This is a genomic window from Nostoc sp. JL31 (assembly GCF_017114965.1).
GTDB classification, from domain to species: Bacteria; Cyanobacteriota; Cyanobacteriia; order Cyanobacteriales; family Nostocaceae; genus Nostoc; species Nostoc punctiforme_A.
The window spans coordinates 59,258-72,443 of record NZ_JABXKO010000118.1 but is presented as its reverse complement, the minus strand read 5'-3'; the positions used below and the strand labels follow the sequence as shown (position 1 = coordinate 72,443).

At 43.5% G+C, this 13,186-nt stretch carries 12 protein-coding genes; 8 read left to right on the top strand and 4 right to left on the bottom strand.

The annotated features are described in order from the left end of the window. Positions 1-66 precede the first annotated feature (66 nt). Positions 67-1,848, top strand: a complete 1,782-nt coding sequence (locus HWQ43_RS30840) for a M61 family metallopeptidase (protein WP_292740718.1) — start codon at positions 67-69, stop codon at positions 1,846-1,848. A 93-nt stretch (positions 1,849-1,941) separates the two neighbouring features. Here HWQ43_RS30840 and pyk read toward each other — a convergent pair whose 3' ends face one another. Further along, the gene (pyk, locus tag HWQ43_RS30835; RefSeq protein ID WP_292740716.1) at positions 1,942-3,711 is read right to left on the bottom strand and encodes a pyruvate kinase; all 1,770 of its coding nucleotides are present in this window, start codon (positions 3,709-3,711) and stop codon (positions 1,942-1,944) included. Positions 3,712-4,091: 380 nt separating this feature from the next. On the opposite strand from pyk, the gene crtR reads away from it, so the two are divergent. Further along, positions 4,092-4,982 carry a beta-carotene hydroxylase gene (gene crtR / locus HWQ43_RS30830; protein ID WP_292740921.1) on the top strand — a complete coding sequence of 297 codons (891 nt, stop codon included), beginning with the start codon at positions 4,092-4,094 and terminating at the stop codon, positions 4,980-4,982. Here crtR and HWQ43_RS30825 read toward each other — a convergent pair. Both HWQ43_RS30825 and HWQ43_RS30820 read right to left on the bottom strand, forming a co-directional pair. Further along, positions 4,957-5,169: a DUF433 domain-containing protein gene (locus HWQ43_RS30825; protein WP_292740714.1), complete on the bottom strand. Its 213-nt coding sequence runs from the start codon at positions 5,167-5,169 to the stop codon at positions 4,957-4,959. The two genes, crtR and HWQ43_RS30825, sit on opposite strands and share 26 nt — an antisense overlap. Before the next feature lie 65 nt (positions 5,170-5,234). Further along, positions 5,235-5,750, bottom strand: a complete 516-nt coding sequence (locus tag HWQ43_RS30820; RefSeq protein WP_292740711.1) for a DUF6756 family protein — start codon at positions 5,748-5,750, stop codon at positions 5,235-5,237. A 688-nt stretch (positions 5,751-6,438) separates the two neighbouring features. On the opposite strand from HWQ43_RS30820, the gene HWQ43_RS30815 reads away from it, so the two are divergent. Further along, a complete protein-coding gene (locus tag HWQ43_RS30815; RefSeq protein WP_292740709.1) occupies positions 6,439-6,912 on the top strand; it encodes a TspO/MBR family protein in 474 nt (157 codons plus the stop codon). 90 nt (positions 6,913-7,002) lie between these two features. Beyond that, entirely contained in the window at positions 7,003-7,476 is a 474-nt protein-coding gene (locus tag HWQ43_RS30810; RefSeq protein ID WP_292740707.1) for a TspO/MBR family protein, read from the top strand. A 5-nt stretch (positions 7,477-7,481) separates the two neighbouring features. Here the strand turns inward: HWQ43_RS30810 and HWQ43_RS30805 are convergent, their stop codons facing one another. Then, positions 7,482-8,189 carry a M15 family metallopeptidase gene (locus HWQ43_RS30805; RefSeq protein ID WP_292740705.1) on the bottom strand — a complete coding sequence of 236 codons (708 nt, stop codon included), beginning with the start codon at positions 8,187-8,189 and terminating at the stop codon, positions 7,482-7,484. A 110-nt stretch (positions 8,190-8,299) separates the two neighbouring features. On the opposite strand from HWQ43_RS30805, the gene HWQ43_RS30800 reads away from it, so the two are divergent. The 4 genes from HWQ43_RS30800 (at position 8,300) to HWQ43_RS30785 (ending at position 13,174) form a co-directional block, all read left to right on the top strand. Beyond that, entirely contained in the window at positions 8,300-9,769 is a 1,470-nt protein-coding gene (locus HWQ43_RS30800) for an aminotransferase class I/II-fold pyridoxal phosphate-dependent enzyme (RefSeq protein WP_292740919.1), read from the top strand. Between the two features lie 195 nt (positions 9,770-9,964). Continuing rightward, positions 9,965-10,948, top strand: coding sequence for a choice-of-anchor A family protein (locus tag HWQ43_RS30795; RefSeq protein WP_292740703.1), 984 nt, complete (start codon positions 9,965-9,967; stop codon positions 10,946-10,948). A gap of 135 nt (positions 10,949-11,083) precedes the next feature. After that, positions 11,084-12,103, top strand: coding sequence for an ABC transporter ATP-binding protein (locus HWQ43_RS30790; protein WP_292740701.1), 1,020 nt, complete (start codon positions 11,084-11,086; stop codon positions 12,101-12,103). A 183-nt stretch (positions 12,104-12,286) separates the two neighbouring features. Further along, the gene (locus tag HWQ43_RS30785; protein WP_292740917.1) at positions 12,287-13,174 is read left to right on the top strand and encodes an ABC transporter permease; all 888 of its coding nucleotides are present in this window, start codon (positions 12,287-12,289) and stop codon (positions 13,172-13,174) included. Positions 13,175-13,186 lie beyond the last annotated feature (12 nt).

Genomic DNA, 13,186 nt, shown 5'->3' with positions numbered 1-13,186 from the left:
CGATGTTAAAAACAAATTTGTCATGATAGGGGAAATTACCCATTGATTTTTAACTCAGCACGCAAGATGACTGAAGCAACAGCAACTCGCCCCAACACCCACCGCCAAGAAACCGAGCCAACGATTCATTACCTGGTGGCAATGTCCCAACCAGAAACCCATCTGTTTGAGGTGACTTTACAGCTTGTCGATTATTCCTCACCGATTCTCGATTTAAAACTGCCAGTGTGGACACCTGGTTCCTATTTAGTCCGGGAATACGCCAAGAATTTACAGGATTTTGAGGCTTTTGCACAGAATAAGCCTTTAACTTGGCGGAAGCTCGGTAAAAATCACTGGCAGATAGAGAAAATAGGTATTTCAGAATTAACTGTACGTTACCGCATTTTTGCCAATGAGCTATCTGTACGAACAAATCACTTAGATAGCACCCACGGTTATTTTAACGGTGCGGCACTATTTTTTAGAATACCTGGCTGGGATAAGCAACCCATTCGCGTCACCATCGTACCACCACAGCCGGAATGGCAGGTAACTACTGCCTTACAACCCGTTGGTGAACAAAGGAATACTTTCTTAGCTAGCGATTTTGATACTCTGGTGGATACTCCCTTTGAGATTGGTAGCCACCAATTATATAAATTTGAGGTATTGGGAAAACCCCATGAATTGGCAATCTGGGGGCAAGGTAATTACCAAGTTCAGCAGTTGATTGCTGATATCCAAAAAATTATCCAAGTCGAAGCGCAGATGTTCGGCGGTTTGCCATATCAACGATACGTGTTTCTGCTACATTTATTTAGCCAAGCTTTTGGTGGTTTGGAGCATAAAGACTCTTGTTCCTTGATTTACCAGCGTTTTGGGTTTCGCGCTCAGGATAAGTACGATCGCTTTCTTCAATTAGTCGCACACGAGTTCTTTCACTTGTGGAATGTCAAGCGAATTCGCCCAAAAGCATTAGAGGTTTTTGATTACGACCAAGAAAATTACACACCATCATTATGGTTTTGTGAAGGTACTACTAGTTACTATGACTTGTTAATTCCTTTACGGGCGGGAATTTATGATGTTAAGTCCTATTTGAATAACTTGGGTAAGGAAATTACCAGATATGAAATGACACCGGGGCGCAAGGTACAACCCGTTTCCGAGTCGAGTTTTGATGCCTGGATAAAACTCTATCGTCCCGATGCCAATAGCGGTAATTCCCAAATTTCTTACTATTTAAAAGGAGAAATGGTATCGTTGTTGCTGGATTTGCTGATTCGCTCTACTCACAACAATCAGCGCTCCCTTGATGATGTAATGCTGAAAATGTGGCAGCAATTTGGGCAAGATGAAATTGGCTATACCCCAGAACAGTTGCAAGAAGTTATCGAATCTGTTGCCGGAATCGATTTGACTGATTTCTTTAAACGCTACGTTGATAGTACTGATGATTTGCCTTTCAATCAGTATTTAGAACCCTTTGGCTTGCAGTTGGTAGCCGAACAGCAGGAAGAACCTTACCTGGGTGTGAGAATAAATACAGAAAATGGACGCGAGATCGTTAAGTTTGTGGAGACTGGTTCACCTGCACAAGTAGGGGGAATTGATGCAGGTGATGAGTTGTTAGCAATTGATGGGATTAAGTTAACGGCGAGTGGTTTAAGCGATCGCCTGAAAGATTATCAACCAAATGATACCATCCAAGTTGCAGTTTTCCACCAAGACGAACTGCGTATCTATTCCATCACCCTGGCGTTACCACATCCGACTCGATATCAGGTAAAGCCTGTTGATCATCCTAACTCCACACAGCAACAAAACTTTGCTGGATGGCTTGGGGCTGCGATCACAACTGTTTGATAAAGGGATTGGGCATTGGGCATGGGGTATTGGTTATTAATTCTTCTCCCTCTTGCACCCTGCCCCCTGCCCCCTGCTCCCCACTCCCCACTTCTAAGCCGTTCTCACCGCCCCAGAGTAAATCAAACCCCGTTGCAGATCCAGTGTTATAATCGCCCCATCTCGAATCACCTGCGTTGCCTGCTTCACACCAACAATCACTGGTACACCAAGACGCAAGCCAATTACTGCCGCGTGACTTGTGAGACTTTCTTCTTCGGTAATAATTCCGGCAGCTTTCCGAATTGCTTCAACAAAATCGGCACTAGTGCGGGATGCAACCAAAATATCTCCGGGATTAAAGTTACTCACATCCATGCCAGTATTAGCCACCCGTGCGCGACCACTTACTGAACCTTGTCCTAGCCCAATTCCGTGACCTAGTACTGCCGTCACCACCTCTACCTTAATCAAATCTGTAGAGCCAGAAATACCCTGGAGTGTACCAGCGGTCATCACTACTAAATCTCCCTGGGACAGTAACTGAAGTTCCTGAGCCACGTTAATCGCAGCCTGAAATGTCTGACCAGTGGAAGGTAATCCTAGTACCAACAGCGGTTTGACACCCCACACCATCTGTAGCTGCCGCGCCACATTTACATGGGGTGTCACTGCCAAAATTGGTGTATGAGGACGGAACTTAGAGACATTGCGAGCTGTTGCCCCCGTTTGCGTTAGGGTCATAATTGCCGCTGCACCTAGTTGTTCGGCAATTTGACCGACAGCTTGACTAATCGCATTGGGAATGGAGCGTCGGGCATCTCTCGTAGAACGTAGGTTTAAGTGTTGGGCTTCTTCCTGCTCCATACGTTCGGCTATTCGCGCCATCGTTGCCACTGCTTCTACAGGGAAGCTACCCACGGCGGTTTCATTGGAGAGCATCACCGCGTCTGTGCCGTCTAAAATCGCATTTGCCACATCCGATACTTCAGCACGAGTGGGACGGGGATTACTCACCATACTGTCTAACATCTGAGTAGCGGTGATGATCGGAATCCCCAAGCGATTTGCTGTCGCAATTAGCCGCTTTTGGAGTACCGGCACATCTTCTGCTGGCAATTCCACCCCTAAGTCACCTCTGGCAACCATCACGCCATCACACAAAGCCAGAATCGCCTCCATTTGTTCAATGGCTTCGTGCTTTTCAATTTTGGCAACCACTGGCACTTGCTTGCCTGTACTAGAAATTAGTTCTTTAATTTCGATCATGTCCTGGGGATTGCGGACAAAGGAAAGTGCCACCCAATCGACACCCTGATCGAGACCAAACATTAGATCCTCTCGGTCTTTGTCGGTCATTGCCTTAATTGACAGGTAAACGCCGGGAAAGTTTACGCCTTTATTGTTAGAAAGTTTACCAGGCACGGTGATCCGACAATGCAAATCACCTTTGTCCCGATTAATTTCCTCCACCAGCATTTCTACTCGTCCATCATCAAGGAGGATTTTTGCCCCGACTGGGACTTCTTCGGCTAAATAATCGTAGGTGACACAGCTAATTTCTTGCGTACCTACCACCGGACGATTTGTCAAGGTGAAGCGATCGCCTTTTGCCAAAACTATAGACCCGTTATCAAACTTCCCCAAGCGAATTTTTGGGCCCTGCAAGTCTTGGAGAATAGCCACTGGCTGATTTAATTCAAAAGCGGTTTGCCGAATTAAGCGAATACTACGCTGATGGTCGGCATGAGTTCCGTGGGAGAAGTTTAGCCGCAGCGTCGTGGCTCCCGCTTCAATAATCGCCTTGAGCATTTCAGGACTGCTAGTAGCGGGGCCAATAGTAGCGACAATTTTTGTCCGGCGCAGAGAATCTCGTAATTGCATAGGGGCTGAAGTTAGGGAGCTATCTGGGAAATCATCGTAACTTAAGTGGCATCTCCTTTTCAGTCACTGCTATATCAATAAGATATAAGCAGTTAGATGAGAGTTTATGGGAGAATGGGGCTGTGGGATAGACTAGATATAGTACATCAATCTTGTATCCATCCTCCCTACGAAGGAGTTTGTTCCATAAACTTTCTGCCGATTGTCATACCCCACTTATCAGTAAAGACTAGGCTTCGTCTGGAATCATAGCGTTATTCATCTGCTGATATGCAAAGCTGTGGATAAATATTGCTATACAAAAATTTGCAAAACTTTATTATTCAATAATATTTATCGTATATTCGTAATGTCTGCTCAAGAAGGAGTCAATGTTAGAGATGATCGCATCGGAGGCACAAAAGCCATTGACAATCCCACCCAAGGAATTTTTAGCGCCTCCTGGTGATTTCAATCCCACGCTGCTGCTGTTTTCTGTAGCTGTATCCATGCTGGTGTTATCTAACTTTGGTTACTGGCTTTGGGAATGGCCGCACTGGCTGTGCTTTAGCGTTAACACTATTGCCTTGCATTGTGCTGGAACGGTAATTCATGACGCTTGTCACCAATCAGCCCATCGCAACCGGACGATCAATGCGATGTTAGGGCATGGCAGTGCATTGATGCTAGCTTTTGCTTTTCCAGTCTTTACGCGAGTGCATTTACAGCATCATGGTCATGTCAACCATCCCGAAGACGACCCGGATCATTATGTCTCTACAGGTGGCCCGCTGTGGCTGATTGCGGTACGGTTTTTGTACCACGAGGTGTTTTTCTTTCAACGGCGACTGTGGCGTAAATATGAGCTATTAGAATGGTTCATCAGCCGCTTAATTGTTGGTGTAATTGTTTATATCTCAGTGCAATACCACTTTTTGGGTTATATTCTGAATTTTTGGTTTTTACCGGCTTTTGTAGTGGGGATAGCACTAGGATTATTTTTTGACTATTTGCCCCATCGTCCTTTTGCCGAGCGCGATCGCTGGAAAAATGCTCGCGTTTATCCTAACCCGATTCTCAATATCTTGATTATGGGACAGAATTACCACTTAATTCATCATTTGTGGCCTTCTATTCCTTGGTATAATTATCAGCCTGCATACTATGTGATGAAACCTCTGTTAGATGAAAAAGGATGTTATCAAACTTCAGGATTGTTGCAGAAAAAGGACTTTTTTGAGTTTGTTTACGACATCTTTTTAGGAATTAGGTTTCATCATCAAAAAGAATAGAATTATTGCATAAAGCGATCGCTTTCTCACGGCTGACACTGAAAAAGTGATCTAAAAACTCATCCAGTGAGTCACCAGCTTCTAGATAATCGAGTAAGGTTTTTATCGGCACACGAGTACCAACAAAAACAGGAGTTCCCCCCAATATATCGGGGTCGCTATGAACAACATGCAATGCGGATGTCATATAGTTAGCATGTGTTCGACAGACTACCTTCTGATCCTAGCTCTCATCGTCTCAGAGGTTGTTTGTTAAAAATGCTGAAGCGATTTGACGTTTTCACGATTTGATTTTAAGTATTCTATCTTTTCAGTCTTAGACTGCCCAACACCAATCAATACTCCGTGACGATCTTCGCCCAGTAGCCACTCAAACTTTTTCGAGACTATATAATATTCAAACCCATACATTTCTGCTATTAGGTCGGCAATTACCACGATCTTGCCCTCATAGAGCCAGTAATTACCATGCTGTTTAGTTCTTTTCCAGTCTTCAGTCACAAACCATACTGTCTCTTTTAGAGGTACAAGTTTTTTCAAAACGTCGGGTGCATATTCGAGATGAATTGAGCAAGACGGTTCTTTGAATGAACCCCACCAGCAGGGATAATTTAGTCCTTTTTTACCCAAGCTTGTGAATCGCTCAAGAATTGACACCAATATCTGTTCGTATTCATGAAGGCTAACTAACCTGAAATCATTGCAAGAAAGGTTTAGCGTTTTTATGGCTTCTTCAATATCTACTCTGAAATCTAAGCGTTGAGTCATAAAATCTACATCGCTCTAATACCAATTCTCTATAAATGATGACGATTTGTTTCCTTGGCGTTCTTAGCAGTTCGCTTTTATTTATTAATATGAGTATTTTACACTTTTGACTTCACTATTGGCTGTGATGCTTGTAAAGGCTGAGGTAATAAATAGAGCAAACATTTAAAATTCCTAAAGAGCTTATTCCATAATACTTTTGGCTTTTGACTTTTGACTTCTGCCTTGCGGTACTAGGTTATTTAAGTAAGCCCAGAGTTTTACGGTCTTGTCATAACTAGTAGAAGGGATGGTCTATTTTTAAATAAAGGTTTTTTTTGAGGTAGTACTCAAAAAATCATGAGGAATTGGACATTGGCTTGTAGTAGCGTTTAAACGTGTAGGCAAATAAAAAAAAAAAACTGTACAATTTTATCACCGACAAAGCACGATTCTATGGTTAGCTACTCAACACTTTGGAAAAAATAAAGTTGTACATACAATTTAATCATAAAAAATAACCTCTGGAAGCGATCGCCTCCAAAGCGGTAGCGATGCCCCATTCCCAATGCCCATAATTGAAAATCCTGCCAAACGATGTGAAGGTTTCAAACTCAGGGATGATGAGTAATTAGCAATTAAATTGACAAAATCACACTATAAAGAGTGATATTAAGCGATAAATAGCGCTTGTAAAGGACTAACGGGCATGATTAAATCTTGGATGGTGATTGGGGGCGTGGCTTTCTTGGTTGCTTTAGCCGCGAACGTGATTACGCCTAGCGATCGCCAATGGTTCAAGCGTTTACAACGACCAAGATGGCTAACTTTTGAGGGCGCAATTCCCATTATTTGGACTGTAATATTTATTTGCGGTGCTTGGTCAGCCTATATTGTCTGGGAAAAAGACCCAGGAAGCACCTCAACCTGGTTAATCATGGGTTTATATCTGCTATTAGAAATAGTTACCATTGCCTATACGCCTGTAATGTTTAAGCTTCGCAGTCTGAAAGTCGGCACAATTCTCGGTGGCACAGGTTTAATCATTTGTGCTTTATTGATACTTGCAGTCTTAGGTTTTTCTGGTTGGGCAGCCCTATTACTAGTTCCTTATTTGCTCTGGAGTCCCATTGGTACTTATACCACTTGGCAGATGATCCGTCTCAATCCTCAAGATGCCTAAGAATCGCCCTAGAGAATGATTAAACATATAGCCTAAATTGTCACACTTGCAGTGTATGACTTGACAAAATACACAAAGCTTGAGTGCATTATGATTCCATCTTGGATAATAATTGGGGCTGTAACTTTCTTCATCGCCCTTGGTAGTTTCTTGATCGCGCCGCGTGATGTTAAATGGTTTGCAAAGTTAAGTCGCCCTCGCTGGCTAGTTTTTGAGCCACTGATTCCGGTCATCTGGACTGTGATTTTTATTTGCGGTGCAGCTTCAGCTTATATTGTCTGGGAAAAAAATCCCGGAGGCATCATTACTTGGCTATTAATGGCTTTGTATCTTTTGGTGGAAATTATCACCGTCGCCTACATACCTATAATGCTGAGGTTTCGCAGTCTCAAAGCTGGGGAAATTCTTGGGCTAATCGGTTTGATTTCAGGTGTTGTCCTGGCAATCTGCGTTTTACCGATTTCTTTAATGGCGGCGCTGTTACTCCTTCCCTATCTGGTTTGGACTCCCATTGGTACTTACACCACCGACGAGTTAAAAGAACTGAATCCTCAAGATGCATAACGCATCTATGTAAGCCGCCCATAACGTGCTGTGACAGGATTGGCTGGATTAGATTGATTATTCAGCCAAGCCCACATTTGATCGCCAACAGAAAAATGCCACCACTCTCTAGGATTGCGTTGAAAGCCGGCTTTTAACATTATATCTCGCAATAGTTGACGATGAGCATGATACTTTTGCGTTTCAGAGCGATCGCTATTGGCATAATAATTAGGATGCGATCGCTCTGACATTTCATCAATCGGCGAACCCATATTCACTATTTGCCCTGCATCATCTACCAACGTTACATCTACCGCCCCACCAGTACTGTGAGGAGGGGGAGTTTTTTCATCTAAACTTGGTACAGCCCAAATTTCATAAACCGCTTCCCAAATCTCTTGGTGTTGGTTTGGTGATAACTCCACTTCAGTCAGTCCTCTATCCCGCACTGCTTGGGCGAAGCTGTAATCTACCATAAACTGCTGAACTGCGATCGGGCGATAAGCATCAAAGATTTGGATACGCCAGTTGGGATGCAGGAGATTCAGATAATTTTGCGCTTGCAGCAAATTTTCGATAACGCTTTGACGTAGATAATAAGGAGAGCGATCGCCATAAGGCGCACCTAATTTTTCATAAGGATGGGGAAATTCCACCGCAAACAATTCTAAAGGAATCTTGATTAGCGGTTCACTACACTCGAAAATTGGGATTTGATGATAAGGCCTCATCTAGTCAGCCACACAAAAAATTACGGATTTTAACGAAAGCATAGCATTCTCTGTAACGAGTCTCTTCTTCCTCTGTGCCCTTCGCGCCTCTGCGGTTTGTTTCTCCAAAAATGCTCAATCAAAACCAAACACCTCTATTAGATGCCTTAAAAGCCAATGCAGCAAGACTTCATGCACCTTTTTACACTCCAGGACATAAACAAGGCGAGGGAATTTCTCAACCCTTGGCTGATTTATTTGGTAAAGCTGTCTTTCGCGCTGATTTAACCGAATTAGCAGATTTAGATAATCTTTTTGCGCCCCAAGGTGTTATTCAAGAAGCACAACAACTAGCCGCTGAGACATTTGGCGCTTCGCAAACATGGTTCCTTGTCAATGGTTCAACCTGTGGTGTTGAAGCGGCAATTCTCGCTACCTGTGGCACAGGCGATAAAATCATTCTGCCTCGCAATGTGCATTCTTCGGCGATCGCAGGTTTAATTCTCTCTGGTGCAATACCAATTTTTCTCAATCCTGAATACGATCCAGTTTTAGATATTGCTCACAGCATCACGCCCAATGCTGTACAATCTGCACTCCAACAGCATCCCGATGCCAAAGCAGTGTTGGTAGTTTATCCAACATATTACGGTGTTTGTGGAGATTTGAGTGCGATCGCCAACATTACCCAGCAATATAATATTCCTCTACTGGTAGATGAGGCACACGGCGCACACTTTGCCTTTCATCCCGAATTACCCACTCCGGCTTTAGCGGCAGGTGCAGATTTAACTGTACAATCTACCCACAAAGTACTCGGTGCGATGACACAGGCATCGATGCTGCACGTTCAAGGTAATAGGATAGATTGCGATCGCATCAGTAAAGCTTTGCAACTGGTACAGTCTACCAGTCCTAGTTATTTACTTTTAGCTTCTTTAGATGCAGCGCGTCAGCAAATGGCAATGCACGGAAAAATGCTGATGTCTCGCACTTTGCAACTTGCTGAGGAAGCTAGAACCAGAATCAGTCAAATTCCTGAATTATCAGTTTTGGAAATGCCTCAGTTGGAGGAATCTCCCGGCTTTGTAGCTTTAGACAAAACGCGACTAACTGTCACTGTTTCTAGTTTAGGTTTAACCGGATTTGAAGCAGATGAAATTTTGGATGAAAAATTTGCCGTTACTGCTGAATTTGCCTCACTACAACATCTCACCTTTATTATTAGTTTGGGCAACACCCCAGCCGATATTGAAAAATTAGTACAAGGTTTCACAACCCTTGCCAAAGAATATCGCCAAAGCAACTTGACTGTTAAAAACCAGGTTGGTCTAAATCTAGACAGAACACTAGATTATGCTTTAGAACTTTCTCCCCGTGAAGCTTTTTTTGCTGTCAGTGAAATACTACCTTTGGCACAAACCAATAAACGCATTTGTGCTGAAATCGTTTGTCCCTATCCTCCAGGAATTCCTGTGTTAATGCCGGGAGAAGTCATTACCAAATCAGTTCTTGAATACCTACAACAAATCCAGGCTATGGGTGCATCTATCAGCGGTTGCAATGACATTAGCCTCAAAACTTTGAAAGTTGTGAAATAACGTTATAACGACTGAATTCCTCTTCATAAAATTTTAATTGATGAAGTCAGTAGTAAATGTGCGGTTTTTCAAATAGATTTAGGGAAAAATATACAGTAGTTCTACTATTGTGAAACTTCAATAAAATAGCTATTAAACTAGTGCAATCTTTGATTTATACCCATAGGATCATCTTGATGATTCCTAAACTATAAGATGAAATCAAAAACCTATTATATTTGGGGGCAAGTAGCAGCTCCGATTGTAGTCACTCTAGCGCTGGGTTTCTCAGCAAGAGCGAATGCAGTTGAGTTAGGCGCTGCCTCTGATTACAATGTATTTGTTTTGGGAGATATCTCTCAAAAATATACAGATATCGAAGGAAAAGTTGCTGCTGGCGGTAACATAAATTTCGTCGGCGGACTTGGAAGCAAACTTTCTGGTAATAGCGGCAACGTAGTAGTCGCTGGACAAAACTTAACTCTAAGCAACGGTCAAGTCTACCACGGTAATGCTGTCTATGGAGGCAGCGCCAATGTATCCAGCAATGTGGGATTTCCCCAAGGAACTCTCAGCCAGGGTAATCCCATCGACTTCAATGAAGCAGGAAAACAACTGCGAGGGTTATCCGAATATTTGGCAACCTTGACTCCTACTGGTAATACAACAGTTCAACCTTGGGGTGCTATTAACCTTAGTGGCAGTGGTACTGCTTTCAATGTTTTTAATCTTGCAGGCTCATCTGTCTCCAAGACAAACTATTTTGAAATTAAAGGGGACGCAAATTCAACTATCGTTGTCAATATCAGCGGTAAGGATGTGTCACTGCAAAACTTTGGGTTTAATATCATTGGCGCAGATAAACAAAAAGTAATCTACAACTTCTATGAAGCGACAAACTTAACTGCTAGTGGAATTGGCATCCAAGGTAGTATTCTTGCGCCTTTGGCTAATTTCAATTTCAATAATGGTCAAATTAACGGCAATGTAGTGGTAACTTCTTTGACAGGAAATGGTGAGTCTCACAACTATCTATTTAATGGCGATCTACCAGATGTCCCAACGAGGTACTACAATCCGCCTAAGCCTCCCACTCGTATTCAGGTTCCAGAGCCTGCAAATCTTCCAGGTTTAGGATTAGTTGCTGTAGTATTTGGTTTGTTTCGCTACAAACGCAATCAAGCAACTTGTTTAGAATAATTAAAAATTTTTGGCAGCATAGCGCATGAAGCGAATTTGTTTACAGATTTTCGCTCATGCGCTATTTCCTTGCTCTCTACCTTCTACAATAAAGATAGACTTTATTGAGATTTGTATAGTTGGGGATCGGCTGTCATGGCTCCCGCCGTTTTCATTCAAAATTTGCAAAAGCGCTACGGTACAGTGGTTGCCGTCCAGGATGTTTCCTTTCAGGTAGAACCAGGAGAAATTTTTGGTTTACTTGGCCCCAACGGTGCTGGAAAAACTACTACCTTGCGTGCTTTGTGTACGCTGACCACACCGGATGCTGGCAAAATCGAAGTATCTGGCATCTCTGTGTTAGATAATCCCAGAGTTGCAAGACAACGATTAGGCTATGTGGCTCAGGAAGTCGCTATAGATAAGGTGTTAACTGGAAAAGAACTGCTGCAATTGCAAGCAGCACTTTATCACCTTCCAGGCGCAGTAGCCAAACAGCGTATTGAGACGGTGTTAGATTTACTTGGTTTGCAAGAATACGCTAATAAAAAGACAGGAACCTACTCTGGCGGTTTACGCAAGCGCCTAGACTTGGCTGCTGGGTTGCTCCATGCACCGGATGTTTTGGTGTTGGATGAGCCAACTGTAGGGCTTGACATAGAAACTCGTTTTGTGGTATGGGATTTCCTGAGAAAATTACGCGCCTCTGGGACGACGGTTGTAATTACCAGCCATTATTTAGAAGAAATTGACGCTTTAGCCGATCGCGTGGCAATTATAGATCGCGGCGTTGTAATTGCCAGTGGTACACCTTCGCAATTGAAAGATCAAGTAGGGGGCGATCGCATCACCTTGCGAATCCGCGAGTTTTCCCCCATTGAGGAAGCTGAAAAAGCTAAAAACCTTCTGAAACCTTTACCCTTTGTCCAAGAAGTCATCATCAACAGCGCTCAAGGTAATTCACTCAATTTGGTAGTGACACCTCAGAATGATGTTCTCGTTAACATACAGCAAGCGCTGAATACCGCTGGCTTGCCCATATTTGGCATTGCCCAATCTCGCCCCAGCCTCGATGACGTTTATCTCGCTGCCACGGGACGTACCTTATTGGATGCAGAACTCGCAGCCGTCGCCACCCGCGATCCCAAAGCTGAGAAGAAGCAGAATATGAGATAGAGAATGGAGAATGGGGCATGGGGCATGGGGCATGGGGCATAGGGCATGGGAGAAATGAGGGTGATAAGGAAGCAAGAAGAGCAGAGGAGCTGAAGAGCGGAGGGGAAATAACCAATGCCCAATGCCCCATGCCCAATCCCTAATGCCCAATCTAAAATCCAAAATCCAAAATCCAAAATTACTATGAGTGTTACTCCTAAGTCTGATATCAATTGGCAACCATTAGCATCGCCACAAGCAGATGCTAATACTGCACCTAACTTTTTCGGTGAATTGGTACAAGAGACGTTGGCTTTAACTCGTCGCTTGTTTATTCAGTTGCAACGCCGTCCCTCATCTTTAATTGCTGGAATTATTCAGCCGGTAATGTGGTTAGTGCTATTTGGTGCTTTGTTCCAAAATGCTCCCAAGGGTATATTTGGCAATACAACAAATTATGGCCAATTTTTGGCTGCTGGCATCATTGTGTTCACAGCTTTTGCTGGGGCGCTGAATGCTGGTTTACCAGTAATGTTTGACCGCGAGTTCGGCTTTTTGAATCGTTTGCTGGTAGCACCGTTGGCATCGCGGTTTTCCATTGTCTTTGCCTCAGCAATCTTTATCATCAGCCAAAGTTTGTTGCAAGCAGCGGTGATTGTAGCAGCAGCGGCGTTCTTGGGGGCTGGACTTCCAGATTTAGCAGGTTTAAGTGCGATCGCTCTAATTGTCTTACTCTTAGCTTTGGGTGTAACAGCCATCTCCCTCGGTTTAGCTTTCGCTCTACCCGGACACATTGAATTGATTGCAGTGATTTTCGTCACTAATCTACCATTATTGTTTGCGAGTACAGCTTTAGCACCTCTATCTTTCATGCCTAAGTGGTTGCAGGTTGTAGCTACCCTGAATCCTCTCAGTTATGCGATCGAACCAATTCGCTATCTCTATTTCCACAGTAATTGGGGACTAGGTAGTGTAGTGATGCAGGCTCCTTGGGGCGACGTTACCTTTGGCGGAGCCTTGCTGGTGTTGTTTGGCTTTGCCCTAGTCGCCTTAGTAAGTATTCAACCCCAACTGCGGCGGACTCTGGCTTAAAAGGATAAAATA

What these genes read in the sequence shown, in the direction of transcription:
- HWQ43_RS30795 (WP_292740703.1), top strand. Translation starts at nt 9,965, where the DNA reads ATGAAATCAAAAACCTATTATATTTGGGGGCAAGTAGCAGCTCCGATT.
- crtR (WP_292740921.1), top strand. Translation starts at nt 4,092, where the DNA reads ATGATCGCATCGGAGGCACAAAAGCCATTGACAATCCCACCCAAGGAA.
- HWQ43_RS30790 (WP_292740701.1), top strand. Translation starts at nt 11,084, where the DNA reads ATGGCTCCCGCCGTTTTCATTCAAAATTTGCAAAAGCGCTACGGTACA.
- HWQ43_RS30800 (WP_292740919.1), top strand. Translation starts at nt 8,300, where the DNA reads ATGCTCAATCAAAACCAAACACCTCTATTAGATGCCTTAAAAGCCAAT.
- HWQ43_RS30810 (WP_292740707.1), top strand. Translation starts at nt 7,003, where the DNA reads ATGATTCCATCTTGGATAATAATTGGGGCTGTAACTTTCTTCATCGCC.
- HWQ43_RS30785 (WP_292740917.1), top strand. Translation starts at nt 12,287, where the DNA reads ATGAGTGTTACTCCTAAGTCTGATATCAATTGGCAACCATTAGCATCG.
- HWQ43_RS30820 (WP_292740711.1), bottom strand. Translation starts at nt 5,750, where the DNA reads ATGACTCAACGCTTAGATTTCAGAGTAGATATTGAAGAAGCCATAAAA.
- pyk (WP_292740716.1), bottom strand. Translation starts at nt 3,711, where the DNA reads ATGCAATTACGAGATTCTCTGCGCCGGACAAAAATTGTCGCTACTATT.
- HWQ43_RS30805 (WP_292740705.1), bottom strand. Translation starts at nt 8,189, where the DNA reads ATGAGGCCTTATCATCAAATCCCAATTTTCGAGTGTAGTGAACCGCTA.
- HWQ43_RS30815 (WP_292740709.1), top strand. Translation starts at nt 6,439, where the DNA reads ATGATTAAATCTTGGATGGTGATTGGGGGCGTGGCTTTCTTGGTTGCT.
- HWQ43_RS30840 (WP_292740718.1), top strand. Translation starts at nt 67, where the DNA reads ATGACTGAAGCAACAGCAACTCGCCCCAACACCCACCGCCAAGAAACC.
- HWQ43_RS30825 (WP_292740714.1), bottom strand. Translation starts at nt 5,169, where the DNA reads ATGACATCCGCATTGCATGTTGTTCATAGCGACCCCGATATATTGGGG.